At 47.0% G+C, this 19179-nt stretch carries 18 protein-coding genes and 1 riboswitch; of the genes, 9 read left to right on the forward strand and 9 right to left on the reverse strand.

Features of this window, described 5'->3' with window-relative positions; genetic code table 11:
• Positions 1–315 precede the first annotated feature (315 nt).
• The 7 genes from tsaA to NFHSH190041_RS05890 all read right to left on the reverse strand — a co-directional run bounded on the left by tsaA (position 316) and on the right by NFHSH190041_RS05890 (position 6497).
• Positions 316–1029: a tRNA (N6-threonylcarbamoyladenosine(37)-N6)-methyltransferase TrmO gene (gene tsaA / locus NFHSH190041_RS05860; RefSeq protein WP_261924339.1), complete on the reverse strand. Its 714-nt coding sequence runs from the start codon at positions 1027–1029 to the stop codon at positions 316–318.
• An 81-nt stretch (positions 1030–1110) separates the two neighbouring features.
• Positions 1111–1470: an Rcs stress response system protein RcsF gene (gene rcsF / locus NFHSH190041_RS05865; RefSeq protein WP_261924340.1), complete on the reverse strand. Its 360-nt coding sequence runs from the start codon at positions 1468–1470 to the stop codon at positions 1111–1113.
• Positions 1471–1581: 111 nt separating this feature from the next.
• The gene (locus tag NFHSH190041_RS05870) at positions 1582–2847 is read right to left on the reverse strand and encodes an amidohydrolase family protein (RefSeq protein ID WP_261924341.1); all 1266 of its coding nucleotides are present in this window, start codon (positions 2845–2847) and stop codon (positions 1582–1584) included.
• A gap of 18 nt (positions 2848–2865) precedes the next feature.
• Positions 2866–4365, reverse strand: coding sequence for an amidohydrolase (locus NFHSH190041_RS05875; RefSeq protein WP_261924342.1), 1500 nt, complete (start codon positions 4363–4365; stop codon positions 2866–2868).
• Positions 4366–4439: 74 nt separating this feature from the next.
• A complete protein-coding gene (locus NFHSH190041_RS05880; protein WP_261924343.1) occupies positions 4440–5330 on the reverse strand; it encodes an amidohydrolase family protein in 891 nt (296 codons plus the stop codon).
• Positions 5331–5428: 98 nt separating this feature from the next.
• Positions 5429–5890, reverse strand: coding sequence for a hypothetical protein (locus tag NFHSH190041_RS05885; RefSeq protein WP_261924344.1), 462 nt, complete (start codon positions 5888–5890; stop codon positions 5429–5431).
• A gap of 211 nt (positions 5891–6101) precedes the next feature.
• Positions 6102–6497, reverse strand: a complete 396-nt coding sequence (locus tag NFHSH190041_RS05890; protein WP_261924345.1) for an H-NS family nucleoid-associated regulatory protein — start codon at positions 6495–6497, stop codon at positions 6102–6104.
• Between the two features lie 365 nt (positions 6498–6862).
• Here NFHSH190041_RS05890 and NFHSH190041_RS05895 point away from each other — a divergent pair, with 365 nt between their 5' ends.
• The 5 genes from NFHSH190041_RS05895 (at position 6863) to NFHSH190041_RS05915 (ending at position 11899) form a co-directional block, all read left to right on the forward strand.
• Positions 6863–7612, forward strand: a complete 750-nt coding sequence (locus tag NFHSH190041_RS05895; RefSeq protein WP_261924346.1) for an electron transfer flavoprotein subunit beta/FixA family protein — start codon at positions 6863–6865, stop codon at positions 7610–7612.
• On the forward strand, positions 7613–8548 hold the full coding sequence (locus NFHSH190041_RS05900) for an electron transfer flavoprotein subunit alpha/FixB family protein (RefSeq protein WP_261924347.1): 936 nt from the start codon (positions 7613–7615) through the stop codon (positions 8546–8548).
• A gap of 79 nt (positions 8549–8627) precedes the next feature.
• Positions 8628–8823: riboswitch (Lysine riboswitch) on the forward strand.
• A gap of 103 nt (positions 8824–8926) precedes the next feature.
• Complete coding sequence (locus NFHSH190041_RS05905; protein WP_261924348.1) at positions 8927–10486, forward strand: Na+/H+ antiporter NhaC family protein; 1560 nt, start codon at positions 8927–8929, stop codon at positions 10484–10486.
• Positions 10487–10656: 170 nt separating this feature from the next.
• Positions 10657–11235, forward strand: a complete 579-nt coding sequence (locus tag NFHSH190041_RS05910) for a thymidine kinase (protein WP_261924349.1) — start codon at positions 10657–10659, stop codon at positions 11233–11235.
• Between the two features lie 205 nt (positions 11236–11440).
• Entirely contained in the window at positions 11441–11899 is a 459-nt protein-coding gene (locus NFHSH190041_RS05915) for a DUF1097 domain-containing protein (protein WP_261924350.1), read from the forward strand.
• A gap of 97 nt (positions 11900–11996) precedes the next feature.
• Here the strand turns inward: NFHSH190041_RS05915 and NFHSH190041_RS05920 are convergent, their stop codons facing one another.
• The gene (locus NFHSH190041_RS05920) at positions 11997–13301 is read right to left on the reverse strand and encodes an amino acid permease (protein WP_261924351.1); all 1305 of its coding nucleotides are present in this window, start codon (positions 13299–13301) and stop codon (positions 11997–11999) included.
• Positions 13302–13582: 281 nt separating this feature from the next.
• Here NFHSH190041_RS05920 and NFHSH190041_RS05925 point away from each other — a divergent pair, with 281 nt between their 5' ends.
• The 3 genes from NFHSH190041_RS05925 to NFHSH190041_RS05935 all read left to right on the forward strand — a co-directional run bounded on the left by NFHSH190041_RS05925 (position 13583) and on the right by NFHSH190041_RS05935 (position 16169).
• Positions 13583–13963, forward strand: coding sequence for a Rid family detoxifying hydrolase (locus tag NFHSH190041_RS05925; RefSeq protein WP_261924352.1), 381 nt, complete (start codon positions 13583–13585; stop codon positions 13961–13963).
• A 194-nt stretch (positions 13964–14157) separates the two neighbouring features.
• Entirely contained in the window at positions 14158–15432 is a 1275-nt protein-coding gene (locus tag NFHSH190041_RS05930; RefSeq protein ID WP_261924353.1) for a serine dehydratase subunit alpha family protein, read from the forward strand.
• Between the two features lie 83 nt (positions 15433–15515).
• Complete coding sequence (locus NFHSH190041_RS05935; RefSeq protein ID WP_261924354.1) at positions 15516–16169, forward strand: transcriptional regulator; 654 nt, start codon at positions 15516–15518, stop codon at positions 16167–16169.
• Here the strand turns inward: NFHSH190041_RS05935 and xseA are convergent, their stop codons facing one another.
• Complete coding sequence (xseA, locus tag NFHSH190041_RS05940) at positions 16170–17507, reverse strand: exodeoxyribonuclease VII large subunit (RefSeq protein WP_261924355.1); 1338 nt, start codon at positions 17505–17507, stop codon at positions 16170–16172.
• Between the two features lie 120 nt (positions 17508–17627).
• On the opposite strand from xseA, the gene guaB reads away from it, so the two are divergent.
• A complete protein-coding gene (guaB, locus tag NFHSH190041_RS05945; RefSeq protein WP_261924356.1) occupies positions 17628–19100 on the forward strand; it encodes an IMP dehydrogenase in 1473 nt (490 codons plus the stop codon).
• Positions 19101–19179: the final 79 nt, after the last annotated feature.

The following is a 19179-nucleotide window of genomic DNA, read 5'->3' on the forward strand; positions in this document are numbered from 1 at the left end:
CTGCTAAGCGCGGTGCTGATAACGATACCCACCTGTAAAGCTGTTTTTACTTGCGGCAATAATGACCTTAGGTATATGGCGCGAGGGTGATAACCGGTAAAACAAAGATGTGACTGAATCGGGGGGCTGAAAGGGTGAATTCTCACCGTTTAGTATATTGGTGATATAGCGTTTGGAGCCGCGTTGCATGTTTGCTTAATGCGTCAGTTATCAGTTTGATCATTTTGGCGCTATCTCTATATCAAACACCCTATCTAATATAAGAAATTAGAGAGGGTGCCATATAGAGAAAACGCAGATATTAGCTCACTGGTTTTAGTTCACTTTTTTAAGTTCAATAACCTGAGCTTTACCGTCATCAATACGCCAGAAAATATCCAGATCATACAGGGCAACCTGATAGAGCTTGGGATCTTGCTTGGCTTTTTTATACGCGGGGCGTGGGTCTTGCGCCAGTACGGTACGGATCAATGATTCCAGATCGGGGCTTTGCTCTCTGGCACTAAAGTGAGCGATTTGTGCCACAGCTTGAGGGCTAAATTGTACATCAATTAGCTCAGGGGCTTCGTGGGCCATGCCGCCTTGGGCATCTGCGATAGCATCTGAAAATGGAATATAGGGTTTGATATCAATAATTGGCGTGCCATCAAGCAGATCCATACCTGAAATTTCCAGACAGACTTTGCCTTTGCGCTTCACAATGCCATGAAGCCTTACCACGCTTTGTCCAATCCCGTTGGGACGGAATGTGGAGCGTGTGGCAAATACGCCCAGTTTTTCATTCCCGCCTAGCCGAGGTGGACGCACAGTGGTTTTCCAGCCCTGGGCCAGATTTTCATGGAAACAGAACAATAGCCAAATATGGCTATATTGTGTCAGGCCACGCACGGCATCCATATGGTTAAATTCTGGGGTTAGCTCAACATAACCCCTGGCATCGGCCAGTCCGGGCTGTCTTGGAATACCGAATTTCTGTTTATAAGGAGTGCGGCAGAGCGCGACTGCTTGGATTTGGCTGGAAAAACTCATGGATTAGATCTTGTTGGTCAAAGAAAAAGAATCAGCCCCTGTCGCGATTTGCCGCATACAGGGGCGCGAAGCAGATTGGTATTAATTAGCTTGCATGACGATGGCTTGGCCAATGCAGACGGCACGGGTCAGACAGCCACCCTCAGGATCTTGATAAGTCACGCAGTTATTTAAGATAACAGCATTACCGCCTTTGTTGGCGGCAGCGAGTCGTAAACGGGTTCGGGCGTCACTCAGTGAGGCTGGTGGATTATCTGCATAGACTTGGCAAGATTCGCCATCAACCAACCCCAGTGGATTAAAAGGTCGTGGTGGGTCCTGATTTTTTTGTACTAGCAGTACTTGGCCTGCTTTAAAGTAATCGGCCACATTGTCAAGGTTAAGATTGGTATTGACACTGTAGTGACTGGCGCAGCCGGATAACATGCTGCTAAGCAACATTGTCAGGATAAGGCTCCCGACTTTTAGAGGAAAAGCATTCATAAGCACCGGTCTTACATTGAACACGGCGCAAAACAAATTGCGCCGCTGAAGATAATTGTGTTTGAAATTCTATCGCTTCAGGTACTTTTGATAAAGCTGTCTGTGGCGATTATTCAAATCCACTTGCCGGCCATCGATAAACAAGGCTGTGACCCTGTTGGTTAACGGATCGAACAAATCTCCTTCACTGACTACTAAAGATGCCCGATAACCCGGGGCGATGGCTCCCATGTCATTGATGCCAAGTAATTGCGCCGGGGTTAAGGTAAGGGCCTTGAGCGCCGCTTGATAACTCAGGCCATAAGCGATACTTTGCCCACCGGTAAAAGGCAAATTGCGACTGTTCCAATCTTCTGGTTGGGCGAGGGCAAACGGAAGCTTGGCTGCGGCCAGTTTTGCCGGGATAGAAAAGGGCAAATCAATCGGTTCATCATCCCGTCGTGGCAGGCTAAATACATGGGGATAGATAATTGTGGCCTTGATACGCTTGAGCGCTGCTGCCATTTGCCAAGCGTCATAGCCACCGACGATCACCGGGCCGAGTTCAAACTGTTTAGCAAACTGAATAATCTGCTCTAATTGCTGCTTACTATCGGCGTGGATAAAGAGTTTAGCGCTGCCATCAAATAACCCCGCCATCGCTTGCCAGCGTAAAGTTTGCGGCTCGGTGGCTGTTATTTTACCCGCTTGATTGAAATGTCTGGCTTGGATAAAGGTCTGGATAATGTCATCCACTTGCTGCTGTTGACTCGCAACCGCCTTTTTCTCCGTCTTATGCCGATGAGGTTTCGGATTATCGGGCCAGACTAAATGCAAGGCGGTTGGTGTTGCCACAATGGCATCATCAATAGTCCAGCTATCGAGATTCACTAAAATGGATTGTCCGGTCAGTCCTTTTCCCCTCGGGGTGATTTGCGCATGGCTGATGCCATTAACTCTCACGGTTGGAATAAGCTCAGAGTCTGGATTGAAGGCCGTTGCTGCAACGAGGTCTGGATTATGCCGCCCGGTTTCTGCTTTATCTACTGTTGCGCGCACCATTTCAATTTCGTTCAGCCCCAATGTGGTATTCAGTGCAATTAAACCAGGATAGAGCTGTTTGCCGCTTAAATCATGGACGATGGCATTGCGGTGCTGCAAATTGCGGCCGACCTGATCTATTACTCCGTTAATGAGCAACACGTCGGTGTCGAATTTCGTCCCTGCGATTACTGTGTGCACAGTAGCATTTTTCAATAAAATAGCCTGTTGTTGCGCAGGCGCAGGGATCATGTCGTGTGCCAGGGCCACCGGGGATATAAGCAATAGAAAGAGTTGGCAGAGTAATCGGGTCATTGCGGGTGTCTCCAGTCATTAATGCCAAGCATCATAATGGGTATCACATTGCCAACGAGGCTCTGTTGGTCGGTTATCTGTTTCTCCATCTCGGCGGTTTTGCGGGCTGGCCAGGATTTTTTGGATCAGTGCTTGCCGTTCTTTTATCAGAGCCATTGTTTCTTGTTGGTTTGCCTTGCGATCAAAATACTGCCGGCCATCGACCCAGACAGAGAGGGTTTTGCTATAAACCGACAGGGGAGATTGATCCCACAGCACTAAGTCCGCTTGTTTGCCGATTTCGATAGAGCCAACCTGCGCCTCGATACCCAGTTGCTTGGCCGGATTGATAGTGATCATCGCCAATGCATCTTGCGGCGACATATCACAATACATCATGGATTTTGCGGCTTCCTGATTTAGGCGCCGCTGCATTTCGTCATCATCAGAGTTGATGCTGGTGAGCACGCCATGTCGCTGCATGAGGCAGGTGTTTTGTGGAATGGCATCGTATACTTCAAATTTGTAAGCCCACCAATCTGAAAAGGTCGATGCGCCAGCCCCATGGGCGGCCAACTCTTGCGCTACCTTATAGCCTTCCAGTACATGGGTGAAGGTACTGACTTGGATATTGAATGATTGCGCCAGTTTTAAAAACATCAAAATTTCAGATTGCACGTATGAGTGAATATGGATATCGCGCTGGTTCTGCAAGATTTCGCCCAGTGCCTGTAGCCGGTAATTCAGTTTAGGGCTAGCCTGGAATTGTTGCTGTTGTGGGGACAGCGTTTGGTATGTTTGCCAGCGCTGAAGATAGTCCTGAGCTTGGGTAAAGGCATGGCGGAAGGTGGCTTCAACACCCATTCGGGTTTGTGGAAAGCGCCGAGTGTATTTATCTCCCCAATTACTCTGTTTGACATTTTCACCTAGGGCAAATTTGATTGTCCCCGGTGCGTTGGCAAATTTGAGCCCGGAGGCGTTTTCTCCCCAACGTAGTTTGATTAGCTGTGCTTGTCCCCCGATAGGGTTCGCACTGCCATGCAGTAATTGCGCTGTGGTCACGCCGCCCGCTAATGAGCGGTAAATGGCGATATCATCTGGGTTAATCACATCGCCGATTTTCACTTCGGCACTGATGGCATCAGAGCCTTCATTAACGCCACCATTGATTGCGATATGGCTATGCTCGTCAATGAAACCTGGGGTGAGGTGTTGCCCCTTGGCATCAATTTGTACAAAGCCGGTCGGGGTTCTGAGTTGCTGGCCTATTTGCGTAATTTTTCCTTGTTCAATAATGACATCCGTATTGGGCAGAATTCCTTTCGTACTGCTAGTCCAGACGGTGGCATTACGGATATGTAGTTGTTGCTGCATGGGTAGAGACTGGCGGCCAAAGGCCACGTTAGGCTGGGTAAGGCGTCCAGCATATACAGGTTCAAAGTTTGATATTTTGGTTGGGGTGTCAGGGATGTTTTTATGGGCACTGTGGGAGAGCCGTTTAGCGGTAATGCCTGCTTTAGTGCCATGACTTGTGATCATCTGACCATGTAAGCTGTGATTGTGATGATCAAACCAGAGTGTAAAGCGGCTTATCCCGGGATAAGCTGGTGTTGCTAATGGGGCACTGAAACTGAATTTATCGCCACTAACAGTTTGCTATGTGACCTTAATAGGCCTTGGTGACTGCGGCGTTTGAGTGTCGGTATTGTGGAATGTGAGTGTCGAGCTGATTTCGCTACGCTGTTTATTGGTTTCCAAACGGAGAAACACAGCTTTCCCGTTAGGAAGCATAAGTTGGTAATGCCGGTTTTATTGGTGATGACAGACGGGATCAGTTCGTGTTGATTACCTTGAAGCCATACTTGGTGAATTTGACCATTGGTAAAAATATCGCCTTTTACCACGATAAAATCTGCCATCATGCCGGGTTTAAGTTGGCCTGCTATATCACTAATGCCAGCAATTTTTGCCGCTTCTGTCGTGAGTGCCGCTAGGGCCGTATCTTTGGCTAAACCATGGGAAATGGCCTGGCGTAACCGGGGAATAAATTGCTTTGCGTCAATATCATGCAGTGTTAATGCAAAAGGTATCCCTGCAGCAGATAGACTGGCAGCGTTGCCTGGCGCGCGCTCCCAATGTCTCATTTTGGCCAAAGAAAGGGCATTTTCATTGGCTGAATCACTGACATTGGGTGCTTTAGGGTAATTTAAAGGAATAATAACAGGATGTTGCAATTTTTTTAGTTCAGATATTCTGGCATATTCTCTACCGTTACCTAAGAGTGCTCCCGATAATTGCAATTCATTTAGTAAATGTCCTGCCCTTAATTGATCATTAAGATTATCTGTGGCGAATAAATAGTGCTGATTGGGATTGATTAAGTTAGTCAGCGCTTGATCCATCACAGGTTTTTCTGACACTAAGTTAAAGTTTTTTTTATTTTTATTGCTTTGATACCAACGGACATCTGCAATCGTTTGTCTGATTAATGCCATACTGCCCATCAAAGAGCGGGGATATTCCATAACAGAATCGCCTTTATGGAATGAGATAAAATGCTGAGTGTGACTTTTGTATATGATTTGATTCGATGGTAAATCGGCTAATGATAATGTAACACCTCGACCTCGAAATATGCCATTGAGCCTACTACTTTGTACCGAGGTAAAGCCATTTGATAACCATTTTTTTGCTGTTTTGTTATCTTTGTTTGCGAAATTAACCCAATTTTTTCCGCATGTATGGCAGTGTTTTTAGCTTTTGCTCCGGTACGAGGATATTCATAAACGGGTTTCTCTACGGTAAATTCTTCTGCGGTAAACTTGATACCATAGTCAGTAAAAGGATCTATAAAACCTGGGTATAAGGTGTAGCCATTTAGATTGATTACTTTGGCTGAGCTAGGCAGTTTTTCTTTATCCAGAATAGCTTTAATCTTGTTTCCCTGAATTAATAACCCCGCATTGTGAATTTCTTTTCCTGGGGCAACAACTAATGTTGCACCTGTGATTGCTATTGCAGTATCGGGATGGGTATCGCGCTGGAGTGGTTCGGAAGCCATCACGGATGAACAAATAAAGCAGAACGCAGGTGATAGCGAGGATATTAAGGGATTAAGCATATAGAGTGCACTGTTTTCACGGCCTTTAATATGCCTAAATATTAATCAAATAAAATGTAAAAACCAAGTTAAAACTGTGACTTGTATATTTAAAAAGAAAAAGCCCATAGATATTAACTATGGGCTTTTTTTGAAACGAAAGTGGTTTCAGCTATTAGATCAGGAAATCGTCCATTGAACGGCCTTGATCCAATTCATGCTTGAATACTTTTGGCATACGGCCTTGACCAGTCCAAGTAACAGTTTCACCATTAACTTCAATTTGATATTTAGCTGGACGAGGAGCGCGCTTTTTAGGAGCTGCTTTTGCAGCACCAGCAACACCTAAATCATCCAGTGATAAACCTACTTCAGCCATTTGCTTACGAATTTCTTCGATTTTAGCAATACGCTCGGCCATAACAGCCTCTTCTTCTTCAACTACAGCTTCACGCTCTTCAATGATTTTTTCCAGCTTCGCTGCTAAATCACGCAGTTCTTCCAGAGACAGTTCTTTTACAGCCGCTTTAAAACGACGGGCGTGAGTCAATACTTCGAGGAATTCGCTCATAACTATTTTCGTTCCAAGTTAATTTAAAACAATCTTACGATATACGTCTGGATAAATAATAGAAACTAATATCCATTGAAGCAAATAAAAAATTCTCTTCAGAGGCTATTTTTTACAAATATTAATATTTTTTTTGTGTCAAAAAGTTCCCTGAATACAAAATTTGTTCATTTTTATGCCAATGGCACTGAGCATATTTAAACGCATTATTATGACGGTTGATTTTCACCGGGATAATTTAGGAATAATATAACCGGAGAAATCTTGGTTCTAGTTGACGTAAACGTTAACAGTAAGTAACATTCTCGTGACTTGACGCCCGCGTTATCGGGCGTTTTGCCTGAATCACATAGTAGGAAATGCACATGAAAATATTGGTGCCGGTGAAACGAGTTGTTGATGCCAATGTCAAAGTTCGAGCTAAATCCGATCATTCTGATGTGGATACTGCGAATTTAAAAATGGCATTGAACCCTTTTTGTGAAATAGCAGTAGAGGAAGCGGTTCGACTGAAAGAGGCGGGGATTGCTTCTGAAGTAGTGGTTGTGACTGTGGGCGATAAAGCGGCTCAAGAGCAATTACGTACAGCATTGGCTCTTGGTGCTGACCGAGCAATTCTGGTCGAGGCCGCTGCTAATTTAGTGCCTTTATCTATCGCGAAATTAATCAAAGCAGTTTGGGATAGCGAACAGGCTGGGTTAGTCATTCTTGGCAAACAATCAATCGATGGTGATAACAATCAGACCGGACAGATGTTGGCGGCACTGATGGATGCACCCCAAGCGACGTTTGCATCCAATCTCTTAGTTTATGGTGATACCTTAACTGCCCAACGGGAAATTGATGGTGGGTTGCAGACCCTTAAGATGCCTCTGCCTGCGGTTGTGACAGCTGATCTTCGCTTGAATGAGCCCCGTTATGCCAAACTGCCCGATATCATGAAATCCAAACGCAAACCGTTAACTGTGGTTAGCCCGGATGAACTGGGTGTCACCTTGAAGTCCCATATTGAAATATTGACAGTGACGCCTCCGGCAGAACGGCAGGCCGGGATTATGTTGGATTCTGTTGCTGCATTGGTGGATAAACTTGAGCACGAAGCAAAGGTGATTTAAATGACAGTATTAATCATTGCGGAGCACGATAACCAGCAACTGAAACCTGATACCGCCAAGGTTATCACTGCAGCTAAACAACTTGGGGATGATATTCATATTCTAGTGGCTGGTAATGACTGCCAGTCAGTAGCAACTGAGGCTGCAACCCTTGATGGTGTAACTCGGGTGCTATTAGCGGATAACCCGGCATATGGCGCACAACTGGCTGAAAATATGGCCAAACTGATAGTGGATATCAGCACTGATTACACTCATATCTTGGCTGGCGCGGGTAGTCAGGGCAAAGATATTCTTCCTCGCGTCGCAGCGTTATTGGATGTCGCGCAGCTTTCAGATGTTGTCGCCATTGATGATTTTGACACCTTTGTCCGACCTATTTATGCCGGAAATGCACTGGCAAAAGTGAAAAGCTTAGATGCTATTAAAGTCATTACGGTGCGCAGTAGTGTCTTTGATGCGGTAGGTCGCACAGGGCAAGCCGAAATTGTATCGTTAGAAACCGTTTATCCTGCTAAAACCGAATTAGTTTCCCAAACTTTGACGGTATCTGAACGGCCTGAGTTAGGCAGTGCCGCTATTGTGGTATCCGGTGGCCGCGGAATGGGTAGTGGGGAAAATTTTGCACTACTTGAAACCTTGGCAGATAAATTAGGGGCTGCGGTTGGGGCGTCTCGGGCTGCTGTCGATGCTGGATTTGTGCCTAATGATCTGCAGGTTGGGCAGACGGGAAAAATTGTTGCGCCCGATCTTTATATCGCCGTGGGTATTTCAGGTGCTATTCAACATTTAGCTGGCATGAAAGATGCAAAAGTGATTGTTGCAATTAATAAAGATCCCGATGCACCAATCTTTCAGGTTGCTGATTATGGTCTGACCATTGACCTATTTGATGCAGTGCCTGCCCTGACTGGCTTGATAAAATCTGTGAACTAGGTCACGATAAGCGGTTTTGGGGTTAGCTATTTCCCGGCCGCTTGTGATTTGATGTTACACACGCCTTAGAAAAGGCGTTCTTAGAAGTAGAGGAGCATCAAATATCAGTATCGTTCCCTGGGGTGATGCCAATGAGGGGCGGGAAAGGATTTGGTGCCGAAGTAAGGCGTTGATCAAGACCCTTTGCTGGGGCTGTTTCCGAATAGGGGCAGCACTGCCATAGTATTCTCCGTCAGGATGATGGGAAACAGTTGCTATGGAGCGCTACTGATAGGACAGGTGTTCATAAACCCCGTGCAATTCTTGCGCGGCGGCTTCTTATTCCCACCAGTTCAGTCGGCCTCCATTCGTATTTCAACACGAAGAAAATATAATAATATGACCGTTATAAGTTACGCCGATTCGGCTCTATCTTTGCTGCCACCTGTGGTAGCTATTGTGCTTGCGGTATTTACCCGAAGAGTATTGTTGTCGCTTGGTCTTGGTATTTTAGTTGGCAGTTTATTGCTAACTGATTTCTCTATTACCCATACTGCCAGTTATTTATCTGTCAAAGTTGAACATTTATTCTGGAAAGAGGGTGCGGCAAATACTTGGAATTTATATATCCTTGGCTTCTTGATTTTATTAGGAATTATCACAGCGCTCATCACTGTGAGCGGCTCAGCCAGGGCCTTTGCTGAATGGGCAAGACAGCATATCCGTAATAAGCGTGATGCGAAAATTCTGACTATTTTCTTGGGCTGTGTTGTTTTTATCGATGATTATTTTAATTCATTAGTTGTTGGTAGCATTTCTCGCCCATTGACTGATCGCTATTATATTTCACGGGCAAAGTTAGCTTATTTGCTTGATTCTACTGCGGCGCCTGTTTGTGTTATTTCTCCGGTTTCTAGTTGGGGTGCTTATATTATTGCGCTGATTGGCGGTATTTTAGCGACCCATGGGTTTTCTGATCAGGGGCACTTAAGTGTGTTTCTGGAAATGATCCCGATGAACTTCTATGCCATTTTTGCGTTGCTGTTACTGATTTGCGTGGCGTTATTTGGTCTGGATGTTGGCTCGATGCGCACCCATGAATTAAATGCTCAGCGCGGAGAATTGTGGGATGAGTCAAAAGGAAATCCGCCTGGAGCTAGCGCAGAATTACCTGAAGCTGAAACCGGTAAAATTCTGGGATTATTCCTGCCTATTGGCACCTTGGTGGTGGCCACTGTCTATTTTATGATTTCCAGTGGCGCGGCGGCGCTAGCCGAAGCGGGTCATGGGTTCAATATCATTAAAGCGTTTGAAAACACCGATGTGAGTTCATCACTGTTTTTTGGTGCCCTGATTGGTTTGGCCGTTACTTTGGTGCTGGTCATTAAGCAGCAGGTTGAACTCAGCATGATTATTAAAGCCATCACTACCGGAGCGAAATCCATGTTACCGGCCATTTGGATTTTGCTGTTTGCGTGGACGATCGCTGCGGTGATTGGTCAGATGGAAACCGGTAAATTTATGGCATCACTGGCTTCTGGCAATATCCCCTTTGCTTTATTGCCTGCGGTGATGTTTATTTTGGCGGGCTTAACGGCATTTGCTACCGGTACCAGCTGGGGAACATTTGGCATTATGTTGCCGATTGCTGCTGATATGGCGATGGGCAGCCACAGTGCTATGATGCTGCCAATGCTCGCATCTGTCTTGTCTGGTGCAGTATTTGGCGATCACTGTTCCCCCATTTCTGATACTACGATTTTGTCTTCCACTGGCGCAGGCTGTCACCATATTGACCATGTGATGACTCAGTTACCTTATGCCTTGATTGTGGCGGTGATTAGCTTGGTTGGTTACACAGTAATGGGCTATACCGAGTCCGTTGCCGCGGGCTTGATTACCTGCAGTATTTTATTTGTTCTCAGTGTGATGTATTTAAAAATTAAAGCCCGGGCTTAATCCGGTTACTGGGCGGCTTGTTTCAACTGTCACGACCGCACAGTTACAGTTATAGTTAGCGCAGCTTTGGCTGCGCTTTTTTTATCTGGCTATTAATAGGTAAACCTAATGTTATCCCCCTTAGGGCAGTGGTAGAATAGCGACATATTATTGGGCTTTGGGTGTGTATTTTGGCGCAACTTTATTTTTATTATTCGGCGATGAACGCCGGTAAATCCACCTCTTTACTGCAGTCTTCTTATAACTATCGTGAACGGGGTATGAATACCCTGGTAATGACGGCTTCGATTGATGACAGATATGGCGTGGGTAAAGTCGCCTCCCGTATCGGTATAGAATCTGATGCCCAGGTATTTTCTGCCGCCGATGATTTGAACCGGTTGATTACTGATGTGCAGGCTCAGCAGCCGCTACATTGTGTGCTGGTGGATGAGTGTCAATTCCTCAGCAAAGAGCAGGTTAAGCAGTTGGCTTATGTAGTGGATAAAATGGATATCCCGGTACTTTGTTACGGTTTACGGACGGATTTTCAGGGAGAGCTATTTTCCGGCAGCCAATACTTGTTAGCTTGGGCTGACAAACTGGTTGAATTAAAAACCATTTGTCATTGTGGTCGCAAGGCTAACATGGTGCTGCGTTTGGATGGTAATGGCAAGCCAATCAAAGAAGGTGAGCAGGTGGCTATTGGTGGTAATGAAAGTTACGAGTCGGTCTGTCGTAAACATTTTCGCGAAGCAATTTGGGAATAAGTCTCGGCGCTTTGCGTAAGTGATACCAAGATTAAAAAGAGGCTTAACGCCTCTTTTTTGTGCCATGGCGTTAAAGAAATGGGCGAGTTTTTCCCATGAGTAGGGGGATGAATTGATGCGCTTGATTAGCCTTGTATGAATTTCACTTGGCAAGCCAAATTATTTCGTTAGACTGGCGGCAAATTTTAACACTGATGGGGAAAACATGTCTGTTCTGCTGGCAATTGCACTGACCACCGGATTATTGTCCGGTATCTGGGGGTGGCTGTCTGTGATTTTTGGGCTGCTGACTTGGGCTGGATTTTTAGGTTGCACCACATATTTTGCCTCACCAATAGAAGGGCTTAAAGGACTAGGGATCAGTATCTGTACTAACTTATCCGGGGTATTTTGGGCCATGGTGATCATTAAGCTGACAGACATGGGGCATATGGCAGTACTGGGATATATCGTCACTGGTATTGTGGCGACCATGATGTGTGTTCAAGCGAAAAAAGCTTGGCTGAGTTTTATTCCCGGCACCTTTATCGGTTGTTGTGCCACTTTTGCCGCTAATGGTCATTGGCAGGCGGTGATCCCGGCGCTCATTGTGGGCGCTGTATTTGGTTATCTGATGAAAGCATCTGGGTTGTGGCTGTATCATCGCATGACACCTGCGGCATAAATTTTATATGACATAAATAAAAACCCCCGGTTTATTCTGGGGGTTTTGTTTATGTGTCGCACAGATCAGCCGTTGATACTGCTGTGCGCTAACTCGTTTAGCTAAACGCTAGGAATGGTGAGATACACAGCAGCAGACCGGTAGCGATAATAATATACAGGCCTGCACCTTTATATTTGTGCAGCATAGGTACGCGGTATACCAGGTAAGCAGGGATCAGACAGCCAACCAGACCGAAAATCGGGCTACAAATGGAGGTGAAGCTCAGTACCGGTGCGTTCAGTACAATGGCACTCCAAGACAGCAGGATAGTGAAGATCATAATGCCGTAACCTACCAGCTTGGCATTAATACGGTTTTCCGGCAGGAAACGACGTAATACGTTCATGGTGATACCTTGGCAAGCCTCACGGAAGCCCAGATAGACACCGAAGTAAGCCGTCATTACCGCGAAGATATTCAGGGTCAGACTGAGGAGTTTCAGTGTATTACCTGGTACGCCTTGGGCAACCATGGCCAGGGCGGAGATATTCTCTTCAGAAGCTTTTACCGCCTGCTCATGCCCCATCGCCAGCGTAAAGGATACGGCGTAGAAGAACACCACAACAAACAAGATACCGAAGGCGATATTCATGGCACGCATAGCTTTAAAGCGGGCCACTTCAATGGATTTCTCCCGGCTGCGATAAGAAATCACCATTGGACTTAAACTCTGAATAAACAGAATTGAGGTCAGGGTAAATGGCAGCATAACAATGGCATCTTTAATCCAATCACCAGTAGCTGGGATAGTACCAATATTGGCTGCATCCCACTTATCAATCATCATTGTCCCTAGCAAGGCAACTACCCCGAGTTTGGTCAGCACCATCAGGGTAGAAATCTTAAATAGGATGTTTTCACCACGTGATGCCAAGGCAACTAGCAGACAGATCAGTACCAAACCGTAGAAGGGGTTTTCTGACAGCAGCGTTTTAGTTACGCCGAAGCTTTGTAAGAAGGAAGCACTGTCATTGGTGATGGCGGTAGAGTATACAAATACCCAGATCACCAACATCACGAAGTACAGTAAGCCGAGGAAGATCCCCCAGTTTTTACCGAGATAGCCAGAGATCACGCTGGGGTAATCCTGACACTTTTTAGATTCTGCCAGCGTGTTAATAAACAGACGCTGGAACATATACATGGCAGGGTAGCCGATGACAGCGGACAGCAGGAAGACCCACAGTCCCATTAATCCCACCTGTACCGGCAGGAACACAATGCCGGCGCCGATGGCCATACCAATACTCATGATGATCCAGCCCCAGTCGGTACTGTCGAAGCGGGTGGCTTCTTTCCAGGCCGATTTGTCTGAGGGCGTTACACCGCTCCATTCTGTTGTCGCTATTTCGGGTTTCATGCATCAACCTTTTTATTATCGAAATAATTAATTAGGGTTAGTCGTTGTATTTTTTTGCAAATATATTTGAGGACTTAAATTGCTGCAATTAAAATCATTTTGTAGATGTAAATAGCGGGAGATGGCTCACAAATGTACAATAAATGCGAGTTTTGCGGAAATAAACAGCATTTTAACGAGACTGACATTAAAATTTAGTTGCAAAAAAAACTAGATATGCAAATAATGTTGAACATAGATATACGGTAAAACGAAAAAAAATTTGCATAAAGAGGACGATTATGAAACAGACAATCAATGCAGCTAAGGCACCAGAAGCTATTGGCCCATATTCACACGGTACCAGTTTTGGTGATCTGGTATTCACTTCCGGTCAATTACCAGTATGTCGTGAAAAAGGCGGCGTAGTGGCTGGCGGTATCGCTGAGCAGTCCCGTCAGTCTCTGCTGAACCTGCAATATGTACTGGAAGCCGGTGGCGCATCACTGGATACCGTACTGAAGACCACCTGCTTCCTGTCACAGATCGGTGATTTTGCTGCGTTTAACGAAGTGTATAAAGAGTTTTTCAAAACCGACTGCCCAGCCCGTAGCTGCTTTGCCGTGAAAGATCTGCCAATGGGCGTGCTGATTGAAGTTGAAGCGATTGCTCACAAAGCCTAATTGCAGGCAACCATCCGGGGCCTGATATCAGGCCCCACTATTTACAGGACTGTAAACCATCTACCGCTATCATCAGCCCCGCTAGGATGCCGCGGGCAATAGTGGTGTTCCTCCCTGCGACCTGTTTGTTACTCACCTTTTTTGTAGCCCGGGCCGAACAGGGGGCATTATGTACCCTACAGAGGCTAAATCCCGTGAAACAAGAATGGCAGCAGTATATTGATATCATTAACCAAGTTGTAAAACCTGCACTGGGCTGCACTGAACCTATCGCCGCCGCCTATGCTTCAGCCGTCGCCGCAGATACCTTAGGCTCTGAGCCTGAATCACTGGAAGTGCTGGTGTCGGATAACCTGTATAAGAACTCCATGGGCGTCTATGTGCCAGGCACTGGAAAAGTCGGTTTAGCGATTGCGGCTGCGGCTGGCGCTTTGGCTGGTGACAGTGATGCGGGCTTGGAAGTGTTGGCCAGTATCTCCCCTGAGCAGGTTGCTCGGGCACAACAGATGATCGATGCTGGGCAGGTTACGGTACGTCGCACAGAAACTGATGAATTTATTTATTGCTGTGTGATCGCCCGCGGCGCAGGCCATGAGGCTGTGGTGCGTATTAGTGGTGGTCATACTCTGGTGGTAGAAAAGCTGCTTGATGGAAAGCAGGTATTTGCTGCTGAGCCTAACGCAAAAGCCGCAACGGGTTCTATCTGTGATGGGGTGGATATCAGCATCGCATCTATTTATGACTTTGCCACGCAAGTGGACTTTGAGCGTATCCGTTTTATCCTCAAAGCATCTGATTTAAATACCCGCTTATCCGATGAAGGCATGGCCCGTGCTTATGGTTTGGAAGTGGGCCGCACGATGAAAAAAAGCATTGATGACGGCATGTTAGCTGAGGACTTGCTCAATAAGATTGTTATGTGTACCGCGGCGGCATCCGATGCTCGGATGGGGGGCGCGACATTACCGGCCATGAGTAATTTTGGCAGTGGTAATCAGGGGATTGCCGCGACTATTCCTGTGGTGATCACGGCCCAGCGTTATCAATGTGATGAAGAAACTCTTGCTCGCGCGCTGATTATGAGCCATTTGGGGGCAATTTATATCAAGTCCTATTACCCACCACTGTCTGCATTTTGTGGCAATACAGTGACCAGTGCCGCAGCCGCCATGGCCATGGTCTATTTGGCAGGCGGGAGTTTTGAACAGTCCTGTTTTGCGATTCAAAATGTGCTCAGTGACAGTGCCGGCATGGTGTGTGATGGGGCAAAAGCATCCTGTGCCATGAAAGTGAGTACGTCATCCTGCGCGGCGGTGCGGTCCTTTTTGATGGCACTTAATCGTCATGCTGTCTCCAATCAGGGCATTATTGCCCGGGATGTGGAGCAGACTATCCGTAATATTGGCCAAATGGTCAGCCATGGTATGACATCTACCGACAGTACCATTATCAATATTATGTCGGCTTGATAACTTACCGTATCAGCTTGTTATTTTTACCCTAGGTCAACTCCTGCACCGGTCCCACTGCCGGTGCAGACAATGGAGGTTAAGTGAAACTGCAGGAACTGAGTCAGAGCGATTTCGATATTTTAAAAGCCATGGAAAATGTGGTGGATGGGATTGCCGCCATGTACGGTGAACATACCGAGGTAGTGCTGCACAGTTTAGATGCCCGAGACCCATCAGTGATTAAAATTGCCAATGGCCATATTACGGGCCGTACGGTTGGGGCTCCGATTACCAACCTGGCCATGCTGAAGTTAAAAACCGGTCAGGATATCTCTGCCCCTTATCTGACCAAATGCGCCAATGGTAAAACCCTGCGTTCTTTAACGACGGTGATCCGCAACGCTCAAAACCGGGCGATTGCGCTTTTGTGTATCAATTGCAATATGGATGCGCCGCTGCAGGATGTGCTTCGCAGCATGTTGCCGGATAATATGATCACCGCTGAGTTGACGCAGCCGCCAGAAGTGTTTGCCCGTAATGTTGATGAAGCGCTGCACTCTAGCATTGATGGTATTGCCGCCGAAGTGCGCCGCAATGCTGATATTGCGCCATCCAAGAAAAACCGTGAGATTGTCACCCAGCTATTTGATTTAGGGGTGTTTGAACTGAAAGACAGTGCTCAGGTAGTGGCCAACCGGTTAGATATCTCGGTTCATTCGGTATACCGCTACCTGAGGGAACTGAAAACGCTTTGATTATTCAGTGCTGATGACGGTCGATATCACTGAGCCCTGTTTCAGTCGGGTATGCAGGGTATCGCCGTTATTGAGTTCAGCACTGTTATCGATAACCCGACCCTTATCATCTGTGGTGATACTGTAGCCCCGGCTTAATGTTGCCAATGGGCTGACATTTTCCAGCAGGTGGGCACAATGCCCTAAATCACCGCGGGCTTGTTTCAATTTATCATCCAGTGCCTGATGCAGCCCCGCCGCTAAATATTCTAACCGGTTTTGTGCCATAGCCAGTTTATGTGCTGGGGTTTGTTGAGTCAGCCTGGCGGCAAGCGCAGTTTGTCTATTGGCCGCCTGATGCAGCTGCCGCGCCATAGCGGCACTGAGTTTTAGTTGCATCTCGTCAAATCGCTGGGCTAATTGCTCCAAGGTTCGCACTGGATCTTGCTGGCTAAGACGATGCGCGAGCAGAGTATGGCGGCGTTGCAGTTTTAGCTGGCAATGATCCCAGCTGTGCTTGAGTCGTCCCTCTAGTGCGGTTAATTGTTGCAACCGGCCGGCTTTATCTCGGGAAAGTAACTCAGCGCCTGCCGATGGGGTCGGGGCGCGCAGATCCGCAACATAATCAGCAATGGTGGTATCAACTTCGTGGCCGACCGCGCTGACGACTGGCAGTGCACTGTTATAAATAGCATGGGCGAGAGACTCATGGTTAAAACACCAAAGATCTTCCAGTGAGCCGCCGCCTCGGGTTAGCAGCAAGACATCCACTTCTAAACGGCGATTGGCTAGCGTAATTGCTTGGATGAGGCTATCAGTTGCAGCGGTCCCTTGTACCTGAGAAGGATAAATTATCACTTCTAGGGCGGGGTCTCGCCGGGCTAAAACATGCAATACATCACGAATGGCGGCGCCGGTGGGGGAGGTGATAACCCCGATGCGGCGGATATTGTCCGGCAGTGGCCGTTTTGTTTCCAGTGCAAAGAGCCCTTCAGCGGCGAGTTTCATTTTCAGGGCTTCAAACTCTTGTGCGAGCAGACCATCACCGGCAGGCAGCATGGCATCGATTAATAGCTGATAGTCACCTCTGGGTTCATAGACACTGATGTTGCCACGTACTAACACCTGCATGCCATTGGTTGGGCGAAAGGTGACGGCTTGATTGCGGCCTTTGAACATGGCACAGCGAATTTGTGATTGTGTGTCTTTTAAGGTGAGATACCAATGGCCTGAGCCGGGGGCGGCAAAGTTAGATATTTCACCGCTAAGCCATATCCTGCTTAAATTTCCTTCAAGTAGCTGTCTGACTTCACCGTTCAGTTTTGATACAGAATAGATATTATTTTTAGGGATTTGCATGGCATTTACCGGCTAATGCAGATTTTTTTATATTTTCCATTTACCAGCACGAATGTGCAAGGTATAATCCCGCCGCAATATTTCACCTTCAAAAAATCCATGTATATGGGGAATGTTGCTATGTTACGTTTGAAAAAAGAAGCTCTTACCTTTGACGATGTGTTACTCGTCCCTGCCCACTCTACCGTTCTCCCTAATACCGCAAATCTGAAAACTCGACTGACCAAAACCATCGAGCTGAATATTCCCCTTGTTTCTGCCGCCATGGATACGGTAACTGAAGCGCGTCTGGCCATTGCAATGGCACAGGAAGGCGGCTTAGGTTTTATTCACAAGAATATGAGCATCGAAGAGCAAGCCGAACAGGTTCGCTTGGTGAAAAGCTATGAGGCCGGCATTGTTGCCCAGCCTGTAACCGTTACCCCAGAAACCACTTTGACTCAGGTGCGTGAATTGACCGCAAAAAATGGTTTTGCGGGTTATCCAGTGATTAACGCCGCCCATGAGCTGGTGGGGATTATCACCGGTCGTGATGTGCGTTTTGTGACTGACTGGAGCAAAAAAGTTGAAGAAGTGATGACGCCTAAAACCCGTCTGGTCACTGTTAACGAAGGTGCGACCCGCGAAGAAGTGCAGACCTTGATGCACGCTAATCGTATTGAAAAAATTCTGATTGTTGATGATAACTTCAAACTGAAGGGACTGATCACAGTTAAGGATTTTGAAAAGGCTGAGCGTAAGCCTAATGCATGTAAAGATGAGTTTGGTCGTCTGCGTGTTGGTGGCGCTGTGGGTGCCGGTCCTGGTAATGAAGAGCGTGTTGATGCCTTGGTAAAAGCTGGTGTTGACGTGCTGCTGATTGACTCTTCTCACGGTCATTCTGAAGGTGTACTGCAGCGCATTCGTGAAACCCGCGCTAAGTACCCAGATCTGCAAATCGTTGGCGGTAATGTGGCAACTCCTGAAGGTGCCTTGGCACTGGTGGATGCCGGTGTGAATGCCGTGAAAGTAGGTATTGGCCCTGGCTCTATCTGTACTACCCGTATTGTGACCGGTGTGGGTGTGCCACAAATTACTGCTGTCGCTGATGCAGTTGAAGCGCTGCAGGCGCTGGATGTTCCTGTGATTGCTGATGGTGGCATCCGCTACTCAGGCGATTTGGCAAAAGCTCTGGCTGCAGGTGCCGCTTGTATTATGGCAGGCTCCATGTTTGCCGGTACTGATGAAGCGCCTGGTGAAGTAGAGCTGTATCAGGGACGTGCTTACAAATCTTACCGTGGTATGGGCTCACTGGGGGCAATGTCCCAGACTCAGGGCTCTTCTGACCGTTATTTCCAAAGCGATAACGCTGCCGACAAACTGGTACCTGAGGGTATTGAAGGCCGCGTACCTTACAAAGGCAAACTGAAAGAGATCATTCACCAGCACATGGGCGGCCTGCGCTCCTGTATGGGTCTGACCGGTTGTGCCACTATCCATGAGCTGAATACTAAGGCTGAGTTTGTGAAAGTGACTGCTGCTGGCATGGGTGAGTCCCATGTTCACGATGTGACTATTACTAAAGAAGCGCCAAATTACCGCAGCCGCGGATAACAGATTTGGGGGTGGCCATGTGTCGCCCCCTTTCTTAACTAATGCAATAAAAATACCTGCCTGTACTTAGCGATGGCGT

This window comes from Shewanella sp. NFH-SH190041 (genome assembly GCF_024363255.1).
Classification (GTDB): Bacteria; Pseudomonadota; Gammaproteobacteria; order Enterobacterales; family Shewanellaceae; genus Shewanella.